The organism is Kribbella rubisoli (assembly GCF_004217145.1).
GTDB classification, from domain to species: Bacteria; Actinomycetota; Actinomycetes; order Propionibacteriales; family Kribbellaceae; genus Kribbella; species Kribbella rubisoli.
Window position 1 is genome coordinate 307,980 of sequence record NZ_SHKR01000013.1, and the last position, 15,707, is coordinate 323,686.

15 protein-coding genes and 1 riboswitch are annotated in these 15,707 nt (G+C 67.4%); of the genes, 9 read left to right on the forward strand and 6 right to left on the reverse strand.

Annotated elements, in window-relative coordinates:
- Positions 1–8: 8 nt before the first annotated feature.
- Genes EV645_RS21580 through EV645_RS21595 form a run of 4 tightly spaced genes read right to left on the reverse strand, consistent with a single transcriptional unit; the run spans position 9 to position 3,944 of the window.
- Entirely contained in the window at positions 9–824 is an 816-nt protein-coding gene (locus EV645_RS21580; protein ID WP_130445783.1) for a sugar phosphate isomerase/epimerase family protein, read from the reverse strand.
- A complete protein-coding gene (locus EV645_RS21585; protein WP_130445784.1) occupies positions 821–2,044 on the reverse strand; it encodes a dihydrodipicolinate synthase family protein in 1,224 nt (407 codons plus the stop codon). Before EV645_RS21585 ends, EV645_RS21580 begins: the two co-directional genes overlap by 4 nt.
- A complete protein-coding gene (locus EV645_RS21590) occupies positions 2,044–3,204 on the reverse strand; it encodes a Gfo/Idh/MocA family protein (protein WP_130445785.1) in 1,161 nt (386 codons plus the stop codon). Before EV645_RS21590 ends, EV645_RS21585 begins: the two co-directional genes overlap by 1 nt.
- 11 nt (positions 3,205–3,215) lie before the next feature.
- Positions 3,216–3,944 (reverse strand): cupin domain-containing protein, encoded by a 729-nt coding sequence (locus EV645_RS21595; protein WP_198681768.1) that lies wholly within the window; start codon positions 3,942–3,944, stop codon positions 3,216–3,218.
- A 233-nt stretch (positions 3,945–4,177) separates the two neighbouring features.
- Between EV645_RS21595 and EV645_RS21600 the strand changes: the two genes are divergently transcribed.
- Complete coding sequence (locus tag EV645_RS21600; protein WP_130445786.1) at positions 4,178–4,996, forward strand: hypothetical protein; 819 nt, start codon at positions 4,178–4,180, stop codon at positions 4,994–4,996.
- On the opposite strand, the gene EV645_RS21605 is transcribed toward EV645_RS21600, so the two are convergent.
- Positions 4,983–6,392 (reverse strand): FGGY family carbohydrate kinase, encoded by a 1,410-nt coding sequence (locus tag EV645_RS21605; RefSeq protein ID WP_130445787.1) that lies wholly within the window; start codon positions 6,390–6,392, stop codon positions 4,983–4,985. The genes EV645_RS21600 and EV645_RS21605 overlap by 14 nt on opposite strands.
- Before the next feature lie 120 nt (positions 6,393–6,512).
- On the opposite strand from EV645_RS21605, the gene EV645_RS21610 reads away from it, so the two are divergent.
- From EV645_RS21610 to EV645_RS21640, 7 genes are read left to right on the forward strand one after another with little or no spacing between them, the layout of a single operon-like run.
- A complete protein-coding gene (locus EV645_RS21610) occupies positions 6,513–7,406 on the forward strand; it encodes a nucleoside hydrolase (RefSeq protein WP_242000551.1) in 894 nt (297 codons plus the stop codon).
- Positions 7,403–8,698 carry an ABC transporter substrate-binding protein gene (locus tag EV645_RS21615; protein WP_130445789.1) on the forward strand — a complete coding sequence of 432 codons (1,296 nt, stop codon included), beginning with the start codon at positions 7,403–7,405 and terminating at the stop codon, positions 8,696–8,698. Before EV645_RS21610 ends, EV645_RS21615 begins: the two co-directional genes overlap by 4 nt.
- Positions 8,699–8,701: 3 nt before the next feature.
- On the forward strand, positions 8,702–9,604 hold the full coding sequence (locus EV645_RS21620) for a carbohydrate ABC transporter permease (protein ID WP_130445790.1): 903 nt from the start codon (positions 8,702–8,704) through the stop codon (positions 9,602–9,604).
- Positions 9,601–10,497 (forward strand): carbohydrate ABC transporter permease, encoded by an 897-nt coding sequence (locus tag EV645_RS21625; protein ID WP_130445791.1) that lies wholly within the window; start codon positions 9,601–9,603, stop codon positions 10,495–10,497. Before EV645_RS21620 ends, EV645_RS21625 begins: the two co-directional genes overlap by 4 nt.
- A gap of 8 nt (positions 10,498–10,505) precedes the next feature.
- Positions 10,506–11,501, forward strand: coding sequence for a sugar phosphate isomerase/epimerase family protein (locus EV645_RS21630; RefSeq protein WP_130445792.1), 996 nt, complete (start codon positions 10,506–10,508; stop codon positions 11,499–11,501).
- Positions 11,498–12,376 (forward strand): transketolase, encoded by an 879-nt coding sequence (locus EV645_RS21635; RefSeq protein ID WP_130445793.1) that lies wholly within the window; start codon positions 11,498–11,500, stop codon positions 12,374–12,376. The genes EV645_RS21630 and EV645_RS21635 overlap by 4 nt, the downstream gene beginning before the upstream one ends.
- Entirely contained in the window at positions 12,373–13,341 is a 969-nt protein-coding gene (locus EV645_RS21640) for a transketolase family protein (RefSeq protein ID WP_130445794.1), read from the forward strand. Before EV645_RS21635 ends, EV645_RS21640 begins: the two co-directional genes overlap by 4 nt.
- Here the strand turns inward: EV645_RS21640 and ribB are convergent.
- Complete coding sequence (ribB, locus tag EV645_RS21645) at positions 13,325–13,939, reverse strand: 3,4-dihydroxy-2-butanone-4-phosphate synthase (RefSeq protein WP_338419149.1); 615 nt, start codon at positions 13,937–13,939, stop codon at positions 13,325–13,327. The genes EV645_RS21640 and ribB overlap by 17 nt on opposite strands.
- A gap of 90 nt (positions 13,940–14,029) precedes the next feature.
- Positions 14,030–14,163: riboswitch (FMN riboswitch) on the reverse strand.
- A gap of 45 nt (positions 14,164–14,208) precedes the next feature.
- Between ribB and EV645_RS21650 the strand changes: the two genes are divergently transcribed.
- Positions 14,209–15,678 carry an apiosidase-like domain-containing protein gene (locus EV645_RS21650; protein WP_130445795.1) on the forward strand — a complete coding sequence of 490 codons (1,470 nt, stop codon included), beginning with the start codon at positions 14,209–14,211 and terminating at the stop codon, positions 15,676–15,678.
- Positions 15,679–15,707: the final 29 nt, after the last annotated feature.

A 15,707-nucleotide genomic window follows, 5' to 3' on the forward strand; every position in this document is an offset into this window, starting at 1 on the left:
CTCGGTAACTAGATGACGTGTTCCTTGTATCGCGCCAGTGCCAGGTCGAAGACCTCCTGGCCGGGCGCGTCCCACAGTTGCTGGTTGAAGATCTCGACCTCGATCGGCCCGTCGTACCCCGCCGCATCGCACGCCTCGCGCAGCCGGCGCAGCTCGATCGAACCGTCGCCCATCATGCCGCGGCCGAGCAGCGTGTCCTCGGGCAGCGGGACAACCCAGTCGCTGACCTGGTACGACAGGATCCGCTCACCGGCCCGCTCGATCTGCCGATACACATCCGCGTCCCACCACAGGTGGTAGGCGTCCACGATCACGCCGACCTGCGACGCCGGGAACTGCTCGGCCAGATCGAGCGCACCGCCGAGCGACGACACCACACAGCGGTCCGAGCAGAACACGGGGTGCAGAGCCTCGACGGCGAGCTTCACGCCACGTTCTTCGGCGTACGGCGCAAGCTCGGCGAGCCCGTCGCGCACCATACCGCGCGCACCGTCGAGATCACGTGAACCCGCGGGCAGTCCGCCGCTGACGAGGACGAGGACCGACGTACCGATGGTCGCTGCCTCGTCGATCGCGCGCCGGTTGTCGTCGATCTTCGCGTTGCACTCGGCCGGATCGGTCGACGTGAAGAAGCCGCTCCGGCACAGCGACGAGACCTTCAGGCCGGCGTCGGCGACGAGCTTCGCGGCCTTGTCGACGCCGTACTCCTGGATGGGCTCGCGCCACAGGCCGATCCATTCCAGGCCGGCGTTGGCGCTTGCCGCGACGACATCCTCGAGCGGCCAGTACTTCGTTGTCGCCTGGTTCAGGCTGTACCTGTTCACGCGTCGACACCGCTCACGCGCAGCAGTTGGCGGAACCGGTCGACGGCGAGCTCAGGGTCGGTCAGTACGCCGGCTTGGTCGGCCAAGCGGAACGTGTCGGCGAGGTGCGGGAGCGACCGGCCCGTCTGCAGGCCGCCGACCATCGTGAAGCCGGGCTGGTGCCCGTTCAGCCAAGCCAGGAAGGCGATTCCGGTCTTGTAGTAGTACGTGGGCGCGGAGAAGATCTGCCTGGCGAGTGGGACGGTTGGTGCGAACACGCGCTCGTACTCGGCCAGCTCGCCGGCGTCCAGGGCTTTCAGGGCGGCTGCGGCGGCCGGGGCGATTGCTGCGAAGATGCCGAGGAGGGCGTCGCTGTGCCGGTTCTCGTCGCCGCGGATCAGCTCGGGATAGTTGAAGTCGTCCCCGGTGTAGAGCCGGACGCCTTCGGGGAGGCGATTGCGCAGGGCAACTTCATACGATGCGTCGAGCAACGAGATCTTGATGCCGTCGACCTTCGCCACGTGGTCGTTGATCAGACCAACGACCGTGTCCGCGGCCGACTCGAAGGATCCGCTGCCCCAGTAGCCTTCCAAGGCGGGGTCGAACATGGGGCCGAGCCAGTGGAGGATCACCGGCTTGGTCGACTGGGTGAGAAGGCGGTCGTAAACCTTCCGATAGTCGTCGGGCGATTCAGCTGCCGCGCACAACGCGCGACTCGCCATCATGATCGGTTGAGCCCCGGCTGCCTCCGCCACCGCAAACTGCTCTTCGTACGCCGAGACCACGTCTTCCAGCGAATGCTTGCCGGCCGCAAGCTGATCCGTCCCGGCCCCCACCGCGATTCGCCCCTCCGGCGCCTCAGCCGCCGACCGCCGAATCAACTCCTGCGTAGCCGCCCAGTCCAGCCCCATCCCCCGCTGCGCCGTATCCATCGCCTCGGCCACAGACAACCCCAACGACCACAAATACCGCCGAAACCCCAGCGTATGCTCCCAATCCACCACCGCCGGAGCTCCCGGCGAGTTGTCCCCCAACGGATCAGCAACAACATGAGCAGCCGCGAACGCCAACCGACACGCCGCCGGCGAATAGGTGCCGTGAGCAACCGGCGTCCCCGACAAACGATAGTTGTCCAGCCGCCCACCATCCGGCCGCGCACCACCACCGCCTTCTGCGCCGCCGGCCGACGTGGGACCGGCGAAGTTTCCGGCGCTTGTAGGCAGCTTGAGTTCCAGGGCCATTACTGGACCTCGAGGTCGAGCTTCGGGACTTCGAGTTTGCGGCCTTCGTGCCAGGACTGGAGGCCCAGCTCGGCCAACTGCACGCCCTTGGCGGCTTCGATGAAGTCCCAGGTGAAGGGGGTGTCGTCGACCACGTGGCGGAGGAACATCTCCCACTGGACCTTGAAGCCGTTGTCGAAGGGTTCGTTGTCCGGGACCTCGGCCCACTGGTCGCGGAACGGCTCGGTGGCCGGTAGGTCCGGGTTCCACACCGGCTTCGGTGTCGCCGACCGGTGTTGCGCCCGGCACCGCCGCAGCCCCGCGACCGCGGACCCCTCGGTCCCGTCCACGTGAAACTCGACCAGCTCATCCCGGAACACCCGCGTCGCCCACGACGAGTTCATCTGCGCGACGATCCCGCCCTCGAGCTCGAACACGCCGTACGCCGCATCGTCCGCAGTTGCGGCGTACTTGTCGCCCTGCTCGTCGACCCGCTCAGGAATATGCGTAGCACCCTGGCAGTACACGGACTTGACCGACCCGAACGTCTGGTCGAGCACATATCGCCAGTGGCAGAACATGTCGAGGATGATGCCGCCGCCCTCTTCGGACTTGTAGTTCCACGACGGCCGCTGCGCTTCCTGCCAGTCGCCTTCGAAGACCCAGTAGCCGAACTCACCGCGGACCGACAGGATCCGGCCGAAGAACCCGCCGTCGACCAGCCGCTTCAGCTTGCGCAGGCCGGGCAGTGACAGCTTGTCCATCACGACGCCGTTCTTCAGCCCGGAGTCGATCACGGTCCGGGCCAGGTCGACCGCCGCGTCCAGGCTCTCGGCGATCGGCTTCTCGCAGTAGATGGCCTTGCCGGCCTCGACCGCGGCGCGGACGCCCTTCTCGCGCAGCTGGGTGAGCTGCGAGTCGAAGTAGATCTCGACGTCCGGCTGTGCCAGCGCCTCAGCGAGATCGGTGGTCCACCGCTCCAGCCCGTACTGCTCGGCGATCCGGCGCAGCTTGAGCTCGTTGCGGCCGACCAGGATCGGTTCGGGGATGATCATCGTGCCGTCCGCGGCGGGCAGTCCGCCCTGCTCCCGGATCGCCACGATGGAACGCTCGAGGTGCTGGCGCAGGCCCATCCGGCCGGTGACGCCGTTCATCACGATGCCGATGCGTCGCTCGTTCACTGTCGTACCTCTCACGCTCGAGTGTCATAAACGTCGAGGCGGCCGCACATGCCGTGCAGGCCGGACTCAGTAGGTGCGGGAAGTTGGTGCAGCTCAGCTGACTCCAGGTACGGCGCGGTGCCGGCCTCGAGCGCATCCAGCGCGGCGCCGGTCTCGTCGGCGACGCGGTGCGCGCCGTCCTCCCAGCGCTTCCGCCAGTCCGCAAGCTGCGGCTGCACGAGCCGGATCGCGGCGGCGTAGAAGTCGTCCAGCGCGGACGGTCCCTCCGACTCGTACCGTTCACGCAGTACGCCGTACCCCTGCACAGCGAGGTCGCGCCGCGCCATCGCCGACTCCGTCCGCGCGCCCTCGGTGAGTGCCGTCGCCTTCAAGTACGTCTCGCGGTCGGTGAGGTACTCCGGCGGCAGCGTCATCACGGCATCGCCCGCCTCAGGCAGACCGGAGTTCGACATCAGGGCGAGGATCTGGAGACCGCCGTGGTTGACGAGCCGATGGATCATCCCAGGCCCGAACCAGACCACGGCGCCGGCCTGCAGCGGGGTCTCGCGGTAGCCCTTCGTGGAGAGCGTCTGTACGGCGCCGTCGCCGGCGAGCACGTAGTACCCCTCGGAGCAGGCCAGGTGCACATGCGGCGTACCGCCGACCAGGCCGTCGGAGGCCTCGACGTCGTACACCGTCAGTTTCGAGATACCGATCCCACCCGGCAGCGGCATGGCCGGTCCGGACTCGACCTCACACATGCGCGCCTCCCTCCTGAGCCTGGGAAAGGGCTTTCCGCAGCCTGTGACCGTAACCATAGGTGGGCGTCCCGACCGAGTCAACCTGTAACGGAAAGCGATCTCCAGCAACAACCGGTCACCGGCCTGCACGCCGCTCCGAGGCCGGCTGGAACCGTCGCGCAGTAGCGTCCGTCCTAGCTCGTCGACAAGACACCCGCCCCCGGCCGTACGGCCGGACTCTTGTGGAGGCAGGCATGGCCAACAGGATCAGCAGACGGCAAGCCATGATGATCGGCGGCGGTGCGCTCGCCGGTGCCGCGACGTTCGGTTCGGTGGCAGGCGCCCGGTCCGCCTCGGCGGCGACCGAGTGGTTCCGGCTGCCTGTCATCACGGCGAACATCGGACGCAAGAACCTCGCCGCCCGCGGGCCCGCGATCCAAGCTGTGCGCAGCGGCGATCCCGGCAATCGGCCCTTCGTCGGCTGGCAGGAGATCAGCGAGGGTGATACCGGCGAGCCGGCGATGATCAGCCAGAACTTCGGCGACGCCTACGCCAACGCGTTCCTCGACGACCCCAGCTCCTACCGGGTGCCGATCTCCGTCCCGACGCCGTGGAAGGTGATCAACTCGAAGCCGACCTTCGTGCACGGCGTCGTCCCTGACGTGAGCCCGCCGCGCTGGATCAATGAGGTCGTCGTCGAGCACGGCGCGCATCCGGGGCTGAAGTTCGTCCTGATCAACACGCACTACCTGCACGGCGCGTACAACGATGACCAGAACCCGAACCTGCGCGCCTATTACGACCTGCACAAGAAGACCCACCGCGAGCGGGTGATGGCCCACAACGACAAGGGCCATCTGGTGATCTGGACCGCGGACACCAACAACCCCGGCTACGACAAGGCGACCGGTCAGGACGCCGAGCGCAAGGTTTTTGCCGACGGCATCGACCGGATCAACTGGCTGCCCGGCGACGGCACCGTGCAGCTCGACCTCGTCACCACGAACGTGGTGCCGATGAACGTCGACGACCACAACGCCCGCGTGGCGATCTTCCGGATCAGGCTGGCCTGACCCGAACGGCCGCAACCGCTCCGGCCCATTGCGTCCGGAGCCCGGCCCGCGCGGCGGCATCTAGCCGGGGCTCGAACGTCCGGTACGAACGCCGCGCGGCCCAGCCGGTCGTCGTACCCAAGGTGGTCCAGGCCAGCTCGGCCGCGCCCAGAGCGGAGACCTCCGGTACGTCGGCAGCCTCGACCGGCCGGCCGAGAAGATCCGCCTGAGTCTGCATCACCAACTCCGACACGGTCGCGCCGCCATCAGCACGTAGGCCCTTCACCGCGCCCGGGATCGTGTCGGTGATGTCGCAGATCTGATGGGCAACGGCGTGGACGGCTGCCCGGGCGATGTGAGCGCGAGTCGTCGAGCTGTTCATCCCGGTCAACGCCGCCCGCGCCTCCCGGTCCCAGTGCGGCGCGCCCAGCCCGGCAAAGGCCGGCACGAGTACGACACCTTCCGCCGAGGGCACAGTCGCGGCGAGGGCGACGAGCGCGCCGACGTCGGGCAGGCCGAGCAGGTCGGCCGTCCAGGCGAGCGCCGCCCCCGATGACACGATGTTTCCTTCGAGCGCGTACATCGGCCGATCCGTCAACCAGGCCAGCGTGCAGCCGCTCTCGACAAACCCGTCCACCGGTGTCATCACCGACGAGCCGGTGCCGTACGTCGCCTTCACCATCCCGGTCTGCGTGCAGCCCTGGCCGTACATCGCCGCGTGCGAATCCGCGAGTACGGCGACGATCGGGATCCCGTCCGGCAATCCCGGCACGCTCGTGGTCACGCCGAAGCCCGCGTTGGATGGCCGTACGTCGGGCAACGCCGACCGCGGTACGCCGAACGCGTCGAGCAACTCCGTCGACCAGTCCAACCTCACCGTGTCGTAGAGCAGCGTCCGAGAGGCGTTCCCGGCCTCGGTCAGATGCTCACGGCAACCAGTCAGCCGATGGATCAACCAGGCGTCGACGGTGCCGACCAGGGCGTCGGACTGATCGAGGAGCCAACGCATCTTCGGCGCCGAGAACATCGCATCCACTCGGAGCCCGGTCCGTTGACGGACCAGATCGTCAACGGCGGAAGGCAGTTGGGCGCACCAGGCGGCGGTGCGGGTGTCCTGCCAGCCGATGACAGGGCCGACCGGTTCGCCTGACCGGCTCCAGCCGACGACGGACTCGCGCTGAGTGGAAAGCGCAATCCCCGCCAGGTCGAACGAGGAGGTCGAGGCGCTGAGGCACGTTGCGATCGCCCGCAGCACGCTCTGCCAGAGGTCCTCGGCGTCCTGCTCGACCCAGCCTGGGCGTGGCGTGGACAGACCGACCGGAGCGGAGCCCGTCGCGAGAACGCTCCCGTCAGGCGCCACCAGGACCGCCTTGGAGTTGGTCGTGCCCTGGTCGATCGCGAGTACCGCCTGGACCATCCGCCCTCCAAGTTTCAACTGAACCCTTGACGGGACTCTAGCTGCGTGGCGACACTCATGGCGACAGCCTATGCAGTACTGAATATCTATTCACAAGGTCGAGGACCGAGGAGCGCGCGAGTGAAGCCGAGTAGACGCCGGGTGATCATCAACACCGATGCCAAGAACGAGGCCGACGACCAGTTCGCGATCGTGCACGGGCTGCTGTCGCCGACCTTCGACGTGCGCGGCCTGATTCCCGCGCACTTCGGCACCCACCGGTCGGACCGGAGCATGGAGGAGTCCCGCGAGGAGATCGACCTGCTGCTGGACCTGCTCGACCTGACCGGCAAGGTCCCGGTAGCGAACGGCGCCACCACCGGCATCCCGGACGAGCAGACCCCGCTCGACTCGCCCGGCGCGCGGCTGATCATCGAGGAGTCGAAGCTGGCCTCGAAGGGTGACCCGCTGTTCGTGGCGTTCCTCGGCCCGATCACCGACATGGCGTCGGCGATCCTGCTCGAGCCCGATCTGGTGAATCGGGACGTGATCGTGGTCTGGATCGGCGGCCGCGGCTACAACGGCTATGCGGCCGACCACCGGCTGGAGTTCAACCTGTCGAACGACATCCACGCCGCGAACGTCGTGTTCGGCTCGGGTATCACCGTCTGGCAGGTCCCGAGCGACGTCTACACGAAGGTCTCGGTCAGCTACGCGGAGCTCGAGGAGAAGATCGGCGACGCCGGCCCGCTCGGCCGGTACCTGATCGACCAGCTGGTCGAGTGGAACGCGACGTACCACGGCGAGCCGATCGAGTCCCGCTCCCTCGGCGACTCGCCCGCGATCTCCCTGATGCTCTACCCGCACAGCGGCAACTTCCGGACCCGTCCGGCGCCGCGCTTCGGTGTCGACGGGTGGTACCTGCCCGGCACCGACAACCCCATCCAGGTCTGCGAGCAGGTTGACGTCCGCTTCCTGCTGGAGGACATGTTCGCCAAGATCCGCCGCTTTGCCCGTCAAAGGAGCAGCTCATGAGCACGTCGTACACCCGCCGTGGTTTCCTCGGCCTCACGTCCGCCGCCGCGCTCGGCGCCGGTCTGTCCGCCTGCACCGGCGGTGGTGCGTCGACGGGCGGGGGAGCCACGCAGGGGGCGTCGAACAACCTGCGCCTGTTCACCTACGAGGACGACTCGACGATCGGCCTGCTCAAGGCCCAGGTGAAGAAGTTCGACGAGCAGAACGGTACGACGACCACCGTCGACAGCCTGCCCGGTTCCGGCGCGGCCGTGTACCCGGACAAGCTCCGGACCGAGCTGCTCGGCGGCAAGGGCCCGGACGTCTGGCGGATCTGGGGCGGTCAGATCGGCAGCCCGTTCGCGAAGGCCAAGCAGGCGCTGGACCTGAGCAAGTACTACGACAAGTACGGCTGGGACTCGAAGATCAACACCGCGGCGATCGGCGGGATGACCTTCGACGGCGTGAAGTCCGGCGTACCGTTCCTGGCCCTCGGGGTAGGGGCCTGGTACAACAAATCGCTGTTCGCGAAGGCCGGCGTGAGCGCGCCGCCCACGACGTACGCCGAGCTCGAGGCTGTGAACGACAAACTGGTGGCTGTCGGCGTCACACCCTGCGGACTGGGCGGGAAGTATGGCTGGGACATCATGCGCCTGTTCGAGTACCTGCTCGAGCACACCGCCGGCCCGGACCTGCACGACAAGCTGCTGACCGGCGCCGAGAGCTGGGACCGGCCCGAGGTGGTCGAGGCGTTCACGCTGTTCAAGAAGTGGCAGGACAAGAAGTGGCTGCCGCAGGGTGCGCTCGCCCTCGACCCGGCCGATGTCGAGCCGTGGTACGTCCAGGGCAAGACGGCGTACACGATCACCGGACCGTGGACCGAGGCGGCGGCGATCCTGGCCGCGAAGAAGAGCTCGGCCGCCTTCGGCAACTTCGAGCTGCCGACCGACAAGTCGCCGGCGCGGCACTCGGGCTTCGTCGAGGGCTACATGATCAACGCCAAGTCCGGTAACGCGGACAAGGCCGCGGCGCTGATCGACTTCATCGTCCAGCCCGCCACCCAGAAGGCGATGAACATCACCGCCTCGACGGTCAAGGGCGCCGAGCCCGACCCGAAGACGCTGCCGCTGGCGGCGCAGTGGTCGCAGAAGTACGGGAACAACCCGTTCTACACGATCCAGGACCAGGCGTTCCCGAAGAAGCAGGCCGACCAGTACTTCAGCGTGCAGAGCGATCTGCTGCAGGGCAAGGTCGCCCCTGACGCGGCGTCGAAGAAGATGCAGGAGATCGTCTCCGCCTGGGCGAAGAGCTAGCCGATGGCAACGACAGTCGCTGTCGCCAAGCAGCCCAAACGCGGCGGCCGATGGTCCCCGTGGTTGTTCGCCCTGCCCGCGCTGCTGGTGTACGTCGCGTTCCTGGTCTACCCGGCGGTGTCGTCGCTGTGGTTCAGCCTGACCAACTGGGACGGCCTGAGCGCGACGTACAAGTTCGTTGGCCTGGACAACTACTTCAAGCTGCCGCACGACCCGGTCGTGGTGACCGCGGTCCGGAACAACCTGATCTGGACCGTGGTCACGATCGCGGTGCCGACGATCATCGGCCTGCTGCTGGCGATCGCGCTGAACGGCAAGGTGCACGGGAAGCCGATCCTGCGGCTGATCTTCTACACACCCGCGGTCCTGCCGCTGGTGTCGATCGCGAGCATCTGGGGCTGGCTGTACAACCCGCAGTACGGCGCGATCAACTCGTTCCTGCGCCTGATCGGGCTGGACGGGCTGGCGCAGCCGTGGCTCGGACAGGACTCGACCGCGTTGTGGGCCGTGATGGTGCCGGCGATCTGGTTGCGCACCGGGTTCCCGATGCTGCTCTACTTGGCCGCCCTGCAAGGGATCCCGAACGAGCTCTACGAGGCCGCGACCGTGGACGGTGCGTCCAAGTGGCAACAGTTCTGGCACGTGACGATGCCGAGCCTGCGACCCGCGCACTACATCGTGCTGGCGTTGTCGCTGATCGATTCGTTCAAGGTCTTCGACATGATCTACGCGATGACGTACGGCGGCCCTGGTACGTCGACGCAGGTGATGGGAACGTGGATGTACTTCAACGTCTTCCAGTACTACCAAGCCGGCTACGGTACGGCGATCGCCGTCGTGATCACGCTGGTCGCGATCGCGGTCGGCATCCCCTACGTCCGCTCGCAGACGAAGGAGGCGTCATGACTTCGATCGCTCCCGCCCGCGTGGACCTGCCGCTGGACACGGCCGCGGTCGAGCCGGTGCCGACGCCGCCGAAGGGCCGCCGGGGTCTGGTGATCACGCTGGTCCTCATCGTCGTCGCGCTGTTCTGGATCTCACCGCTCGTGCTGCTGGTGATCACCGCCGTCCGGCCGCTCGCGGACTTCATCGGGAACGGGCCGTTGTCCTGGCCCGACCAGCTGACCTGGAAGAACTTCTCCGACGCCTGGGACATCGGCAACTTCGCCACGACGTACAAGAACAGTGCGATCCTGGCGGCGATCAAGGTGCCGCTCGGCGTGCTGGTCTCGGCGATGCTCGGGTTCGCGCTGGCGAAGCTGCGGATGAGGTTCCGCCGGACGGTGATGTTCTCGGTGTTCCTCGGGCTGACGATCCCGATCTACATCACGATCGTCCCGGTCTTCATCATGATGCGCTCGCTCGGCGCCACCGACAGCATCTTCGGGCTGATCGGGCCGTACCTGGCCTTCGGTATCCCGTTCGAGGTGCTGGTGCTGCAGTCGTTCTTCCGGCAGATCCCGGACGAGATCATCGAGGCCGCGAAGGTCGACGGCGCCGGCGACTGGAGGGTCTTCTTCACGATGATCCTGCCGCTGTCGGTGCCGGCGCTGGTGACGGTCGCGATCCTGGACGCGGTCGCGACCTGGAACGAGTTCCTGTTCGCGCTGATCCTGCTGAACTCCGACGCGCACAAGACGATCCCGGTCGGCCTGCTGAACTTCCAGGGCCAGTTCGCCAACAACAACACCGGACTCGCGGCGGGCATCCTGATCGCCGTGGTCCCGATCCTCATCGCCTACACCCTGCTCCAGCGCTGGATCGTCGGCGGTCTGACCGCCGGCTCCCTCAAAGGATAGGAACAAATATGACTGACATGCCGGTCTTCGGCGCGGGTATCTGGCACTTCGCCACCTACAAGGACCGTTACGCCACCGACGGGTACGGCGATCCCGTCACCCTGCTCGAGCAGATTGATCGCGCCGGAGCGGTCGGCGATCTGTCCGTGGTCGACCTGAACTGGCCGTTCGCCGGGTACGACGGCACGCTCGACGAGGTGAAGGCCGCGCTGCAACGCAACAACCTCAAGGCGATCGCGATCACGCCGGAGATCTACACCCGCGACTTCGTCAAGGGCTCCTTGACGAACCCGGACCCGGGCGTCCGCAAGCAGGCGATGGAACTGTTGCACCAGGCAACCGAGCTGGCGAAGGACCTCGGCTGCTCGTACGTGAAGCTGTGGCCGGGCCAGGACGGCTGGGACTACCCGTTCCAGGTCGACTACCACGACATCTGGAACCTCGCCCTCGACGGCCTGAGGGAGCTGGTGTCCGCGCACTCCGACATCAACTTCGTGATCGAGTACAAGCCGCGCGAACCGCGGGTGAAGATCATCTTCCCGAACGTCGCCCGGACGCTGCTCGGGATCGAGAAGATCGGTCTGCCCAACCTGGGCATCCTGCTCGACTTCGGCCACTCGCTGTACGGCCAGGAGACGCCGGCCGACGCGGCGCAGCTGGCGATCGACTACAACCGGCTGTTCGCGATCGACGTCAACGACAACATGAAGGGCTGGGACGACGACATGGTCGTCGGCTCGGTGCACCTGGTCGAGACGTTCGAGTTCTTCCACACGCTACGCAAGAACAACTGGGAGGGCGTCTGGCAGCTGGACCAGTTCCCGTTCCGCGAGGACAGCGTCCAGGCCGCGAAGCAGGCGATCACGTTCCTGAAGGCGATCCACCACGCCCTCGACGTACTCGACGACGAGGCGTTGGCCGCCGCGCAGGCCTCGCATGATGCGCTGGCCGCGCAGAAGCTGGTGCAGAAGGTGCTGCTGAGTTCGATGTCGGAGATCGCATGACTCTCACCGTCGAGCACGCCACGCTGCCGGTGCTCGGACGGCTGCCTGCACACAGCAGCCGGACCGAGCAGATCGCGCACATCGCCGAGGCTGCCAAGCAGATCCGGATCCAGGACCTCAAGCTGGTCCACTACGCCGGAGCCGGGCACATCGGCGGTGACTACTCCGCGATCGACATCCTGGCCACGCTGTACGGCGCTGTGCTCGACATCTCGCCCGCGACCGTTGACGATCCCGAGCGGGACCGCTTCATCCTGAGCAAGGGCCACGTCGCCGGCGCGCTCTACACCACGCTCGCGGCGTTCGGGTTCCTGCCGGTCGAGGAGCTCGCGACGTTCCTCAAGCCGTTGTCCGCGCTGAACGGTCACCCGAACCGGACGAAGGTCGCCGGCGTCGAGGCGAACACCGGTCCGCTCGGTCATGGTCTGCCGATCGCCGTCGGGCATGCCCTCTCGGCCAAGCTCGACGTCTCGATGCGCCGTACGTATGTGCTCGTCGGGGACGGTGAGTTGCAGGAGGGGTCGAACTGGGAGGCGATGATGGCGGCCTCGCAGTACCAGCTCGACCGGCTCACCGTGATCGTCGACCGGAACCGGCTGCAGCAGGGCGCGACCACCAAGGAGACCAACGACCTCGACCCGTTGCCGGAGAAGGCGGCCGCGTTCGGGTTCGCGGTCGTCGAGGTGAACGGTCACGATCACGGCGAGTTGCTCGACGTGCTGTCCGCCGTACCGTTCCGGCCGGGCAAGCCGACGTTCGTGATCGCCCACACGCACAAGGGGCACCCGATCTCGTTCATGAGCAACAACGTCGCCTGGCATCACCGCGTCCCCGACGACGCCGAGTTCGCGCAGGCCCTGAAGGAGCTCTCATGACCGTCACCGACAGACCCTCGATCGCCGACCAGCCGCGCTACGACTGCCGGGACGCGTACGTCGAGACGCTGGCCCAACTCGCCGAAGCCGATCACCGGATCGTTGGCGTGGTCAACGACTCGGTCGGATCCAGCAAGCTGAACAGCTTCCGCAAGGCGTTCCCGGACCGGCTGATCAACGTCGGGATCGCCGAGCAGGACATGGTCGGCGTCGCGTCCGGGCTGGCCAACGGCGGCCGGATCCCGTTCGTTTCGGCGGCGTCCTGCTTCCTCACCGCTCGCGCCCTCGAGCAGATCAAGGCCGACGTCGCGTACTCGAACACCAACGTGAAGCTCTGCGGCATGAGCCCAGGCGTCGCGTACGGCGAACTCGGCCCGACGCACCACTCCGTCGAGGACATCGCGTGGTTGCGGGCGATCGACGGGATCAGGATCATCGTGCCGGCCGACCCGATCGAGACGGCGGCCGCGCTGCGTTGGGCGGCGGCGTCCGAGGGGCCGGTGTTCATCCGGGTCAGCCGGATGAGTGTGCCGAAGGTGTACTCCGACGACTACGAGTTCCGCCTCGGCAAGGCGATCACGGTTCGGGACGGGAACGATGTCACGGTGATCAGCAACGGCACGGTCCTGTGGCGCGCACTCGCGGCGGCTGAGCGGCTGGCCGAGGAAGGGATCTCGACCCGGGTGCTGTCGATGCCGACGGTGAAGCCGCTGGACACCGACGCCGTGGTCGCGGCCGCGCGGGAGACGGCCGGCATCGTGACCGCCGAGGAGGCTGTGACCGCCGGCGGACTCGGCGGCGCGGTCGCGGAGACCGTCGTACAGCATCATCCGGCGCGGGTGTCGATCCTCGGGTTCCCCGAGTTCGCGCCCACGGGGTCGGCCGGTTATCTGCTGGACCGGTACGGCCTGTCCCCCGAGGGCATCGCCGACGCCGCCCGCAAGCTCGTCATGACAGGTAAGTGACCAGGTCGGCGATCGAGATCATCGCGAAGTCATGAGCGTCGGCGAACGCGCGCAGGTCGGTGCCGGTCATCAGCGTGCCGTCGTCGTTCATGAGCTCGCCGATCACGCCGACCGGCGGCAGGCCGGCCAGCCGGACGAGCTCGACTGTCGCCTCGGTGTGACCGGGGCGCTGTCGTACTCCGCCGTCGACCGCGCGCAACGGGAGGATGTGACCGGGCCGGATCAGGTCCGCGGGCTGCGCCTCCGGGTCGGCCAGCACGCGGACGGTCCGTGCTCGGTCGGCCGCGGAGATGCCGGTGCCGACACCGGTCGCCGCGTCCACGGAGACCGTGTACGCCGTCCGCAGGCTGTCCTGATTGTTCGGGACCATCAGCGGGAGCTCGAGGCGGTCCAGCAGCTCCGGCGCCGCGGGCGCGCAGACGTATCCGCTGGTGTGGCGGACGAGCAGGGCCATCAGCTCGGGCGTGGCGAGACTCGCGGCGAAGGTCAGGTCGCCCTCGTTCTCACGGTCCTCGTCGTCGACGACCACGACCGGCCGTCCGGCGGCGAGCTCGGCGACGGCGCGTTCGATGGTGTCCAGGCTGGTGATGGTGTTCACGGTCGTTGTCCTCTCGGCAGTGCTCTGGACAGCACTCCGGGGCAACGACAAACCTCACGCCCCTGTTTTCGCGCAGGAAACGTGAAGCTGCCACGTGCGTCTTCCCATCCGGACTTTCACCGTCGGTCCCGGAGTTCCACCAGGTCAACCGCTCCTTCTTGCGAAGTCACGGGTCGCGGACTGTCACCGCCGGCTCGGAATTTCACCGACCCCAGAGCACGTGTGTCTTTCATCATCAGCTTAACGGCAATGAGCATCCCGGGAGTGTCATGTCCATCTCATCCGTCTGGCGCGAGATCGAACTACCGGCCACCGGCGACTGGGTCGAGTTCGAGCACGAGAGCGGTCTCGTACTGCGTCGGCCTACGTTCTGGGACGGCGGCGAGCCTGCGGTGCGGAAGGTCCGTTTCGCCCCGCCGGAGGCGGGCCGCTGGCGCTGGAGGGGCGGCGAGTTCGAGGTGCGTCCTGTGGGCGGGGACGAGCTCAACCCGTTCTACCGGCATGGGTTCTGGCGGATGTCGCCGGGTGGTCGCAGTCTCGTACATGCTGACGGGACTCCTGCGGTTCTGGTTGCCGACACCGCATGGGCGCTGCCATGGCGGGCGACGGCTGAGCAGGTGCGTGAGTATGCGGCGGACCGACAGGCCAAAGGCTTCAACGCGGTGCTGCTGATGACTGTGCAACCGGACATGCACGCGGTCGGTCCCCGCGACCGCACCCAGGACGAAGGCTTCGACGTCGGCTTCGAGGACCTACCGGACGGCCACCTCAACGAGTTGAACGTCGACTACTTCCAGTACCTCGACGAACTGCTCGCCATCCTCGTCGAGCACGGCTTGGTCCCCGTGCTGCAGCCCGTTTTCCAGGGCTTCGGCTGGAAGGGCCTCGACGTCGCCGGCACCGTCGTACCGCCATCGGAGTACGCGGCCTACTGCCGCTACCTGGTCGCGCGATACGGGGCTAGGCCGGCGATCTACCTGGTCGGTGGCGACGGCTCAGGTGACGAGCCGCAGACCGCGGCGGGTGGAGCCGAGGTGCACGAGGTCGACTGCTACGGGCAGCCGACCGGCATCCACTACCGCCCGCACATCCGCGCGAACGCCCACCAGGACGCTGACTGGCTCGACTTCCAGTGGTGCCAGACCGGCCACACCGGCGAGCATGTCGCCGAGCGAGTCGCGGACATGTGGCGCAACGAGCCGGTCAAGGCAGTCGCGAACGGCGAACCGACGTACGAACACACCGGCCGGACAGGCGTCGCCGAGGGCTGGTGGCAAGGCCATGAAGCGTGGAGCAACCTGTGCGCCGGCGGGACGATGGGTGTCGTCTACGGCGCGGGCAGCCTGTGGCAGTGGCGGCTGCATCCCGAAGAGCCGGGGCATTCCGAGTTCTTCCTGGCGCCGGGCGCGGGCTGGCGCGAGGCGGTCGGCTTCGAGGGTTCGACGTACGTCGGGATGCTCGGCAAGATCCTGGCGGGCCTGCCGACCACCGACATGGCGCCGGACTGGACCCGGGTCATCTCAGGCCGGGCGCTGAGCGGCGCGGACGGGATGCTGATCGTCTACCGCGAGGACGGCGGACCGGTGATGGTGTTCGACGACACGGTCCCGCTGGCGTACACGATCGTGGACCCGCGCGACGGCTCGATCGTCGCCTCCGGCAAGCGCGATGCACGGAACGCCCCGATCCCCGACCCCGGAGGAGCGCCTCGGGTCTACCTCTGTCTGCCTGACCTATAGTCCGTATTCCCGAACGTTTCGAGGGGGTC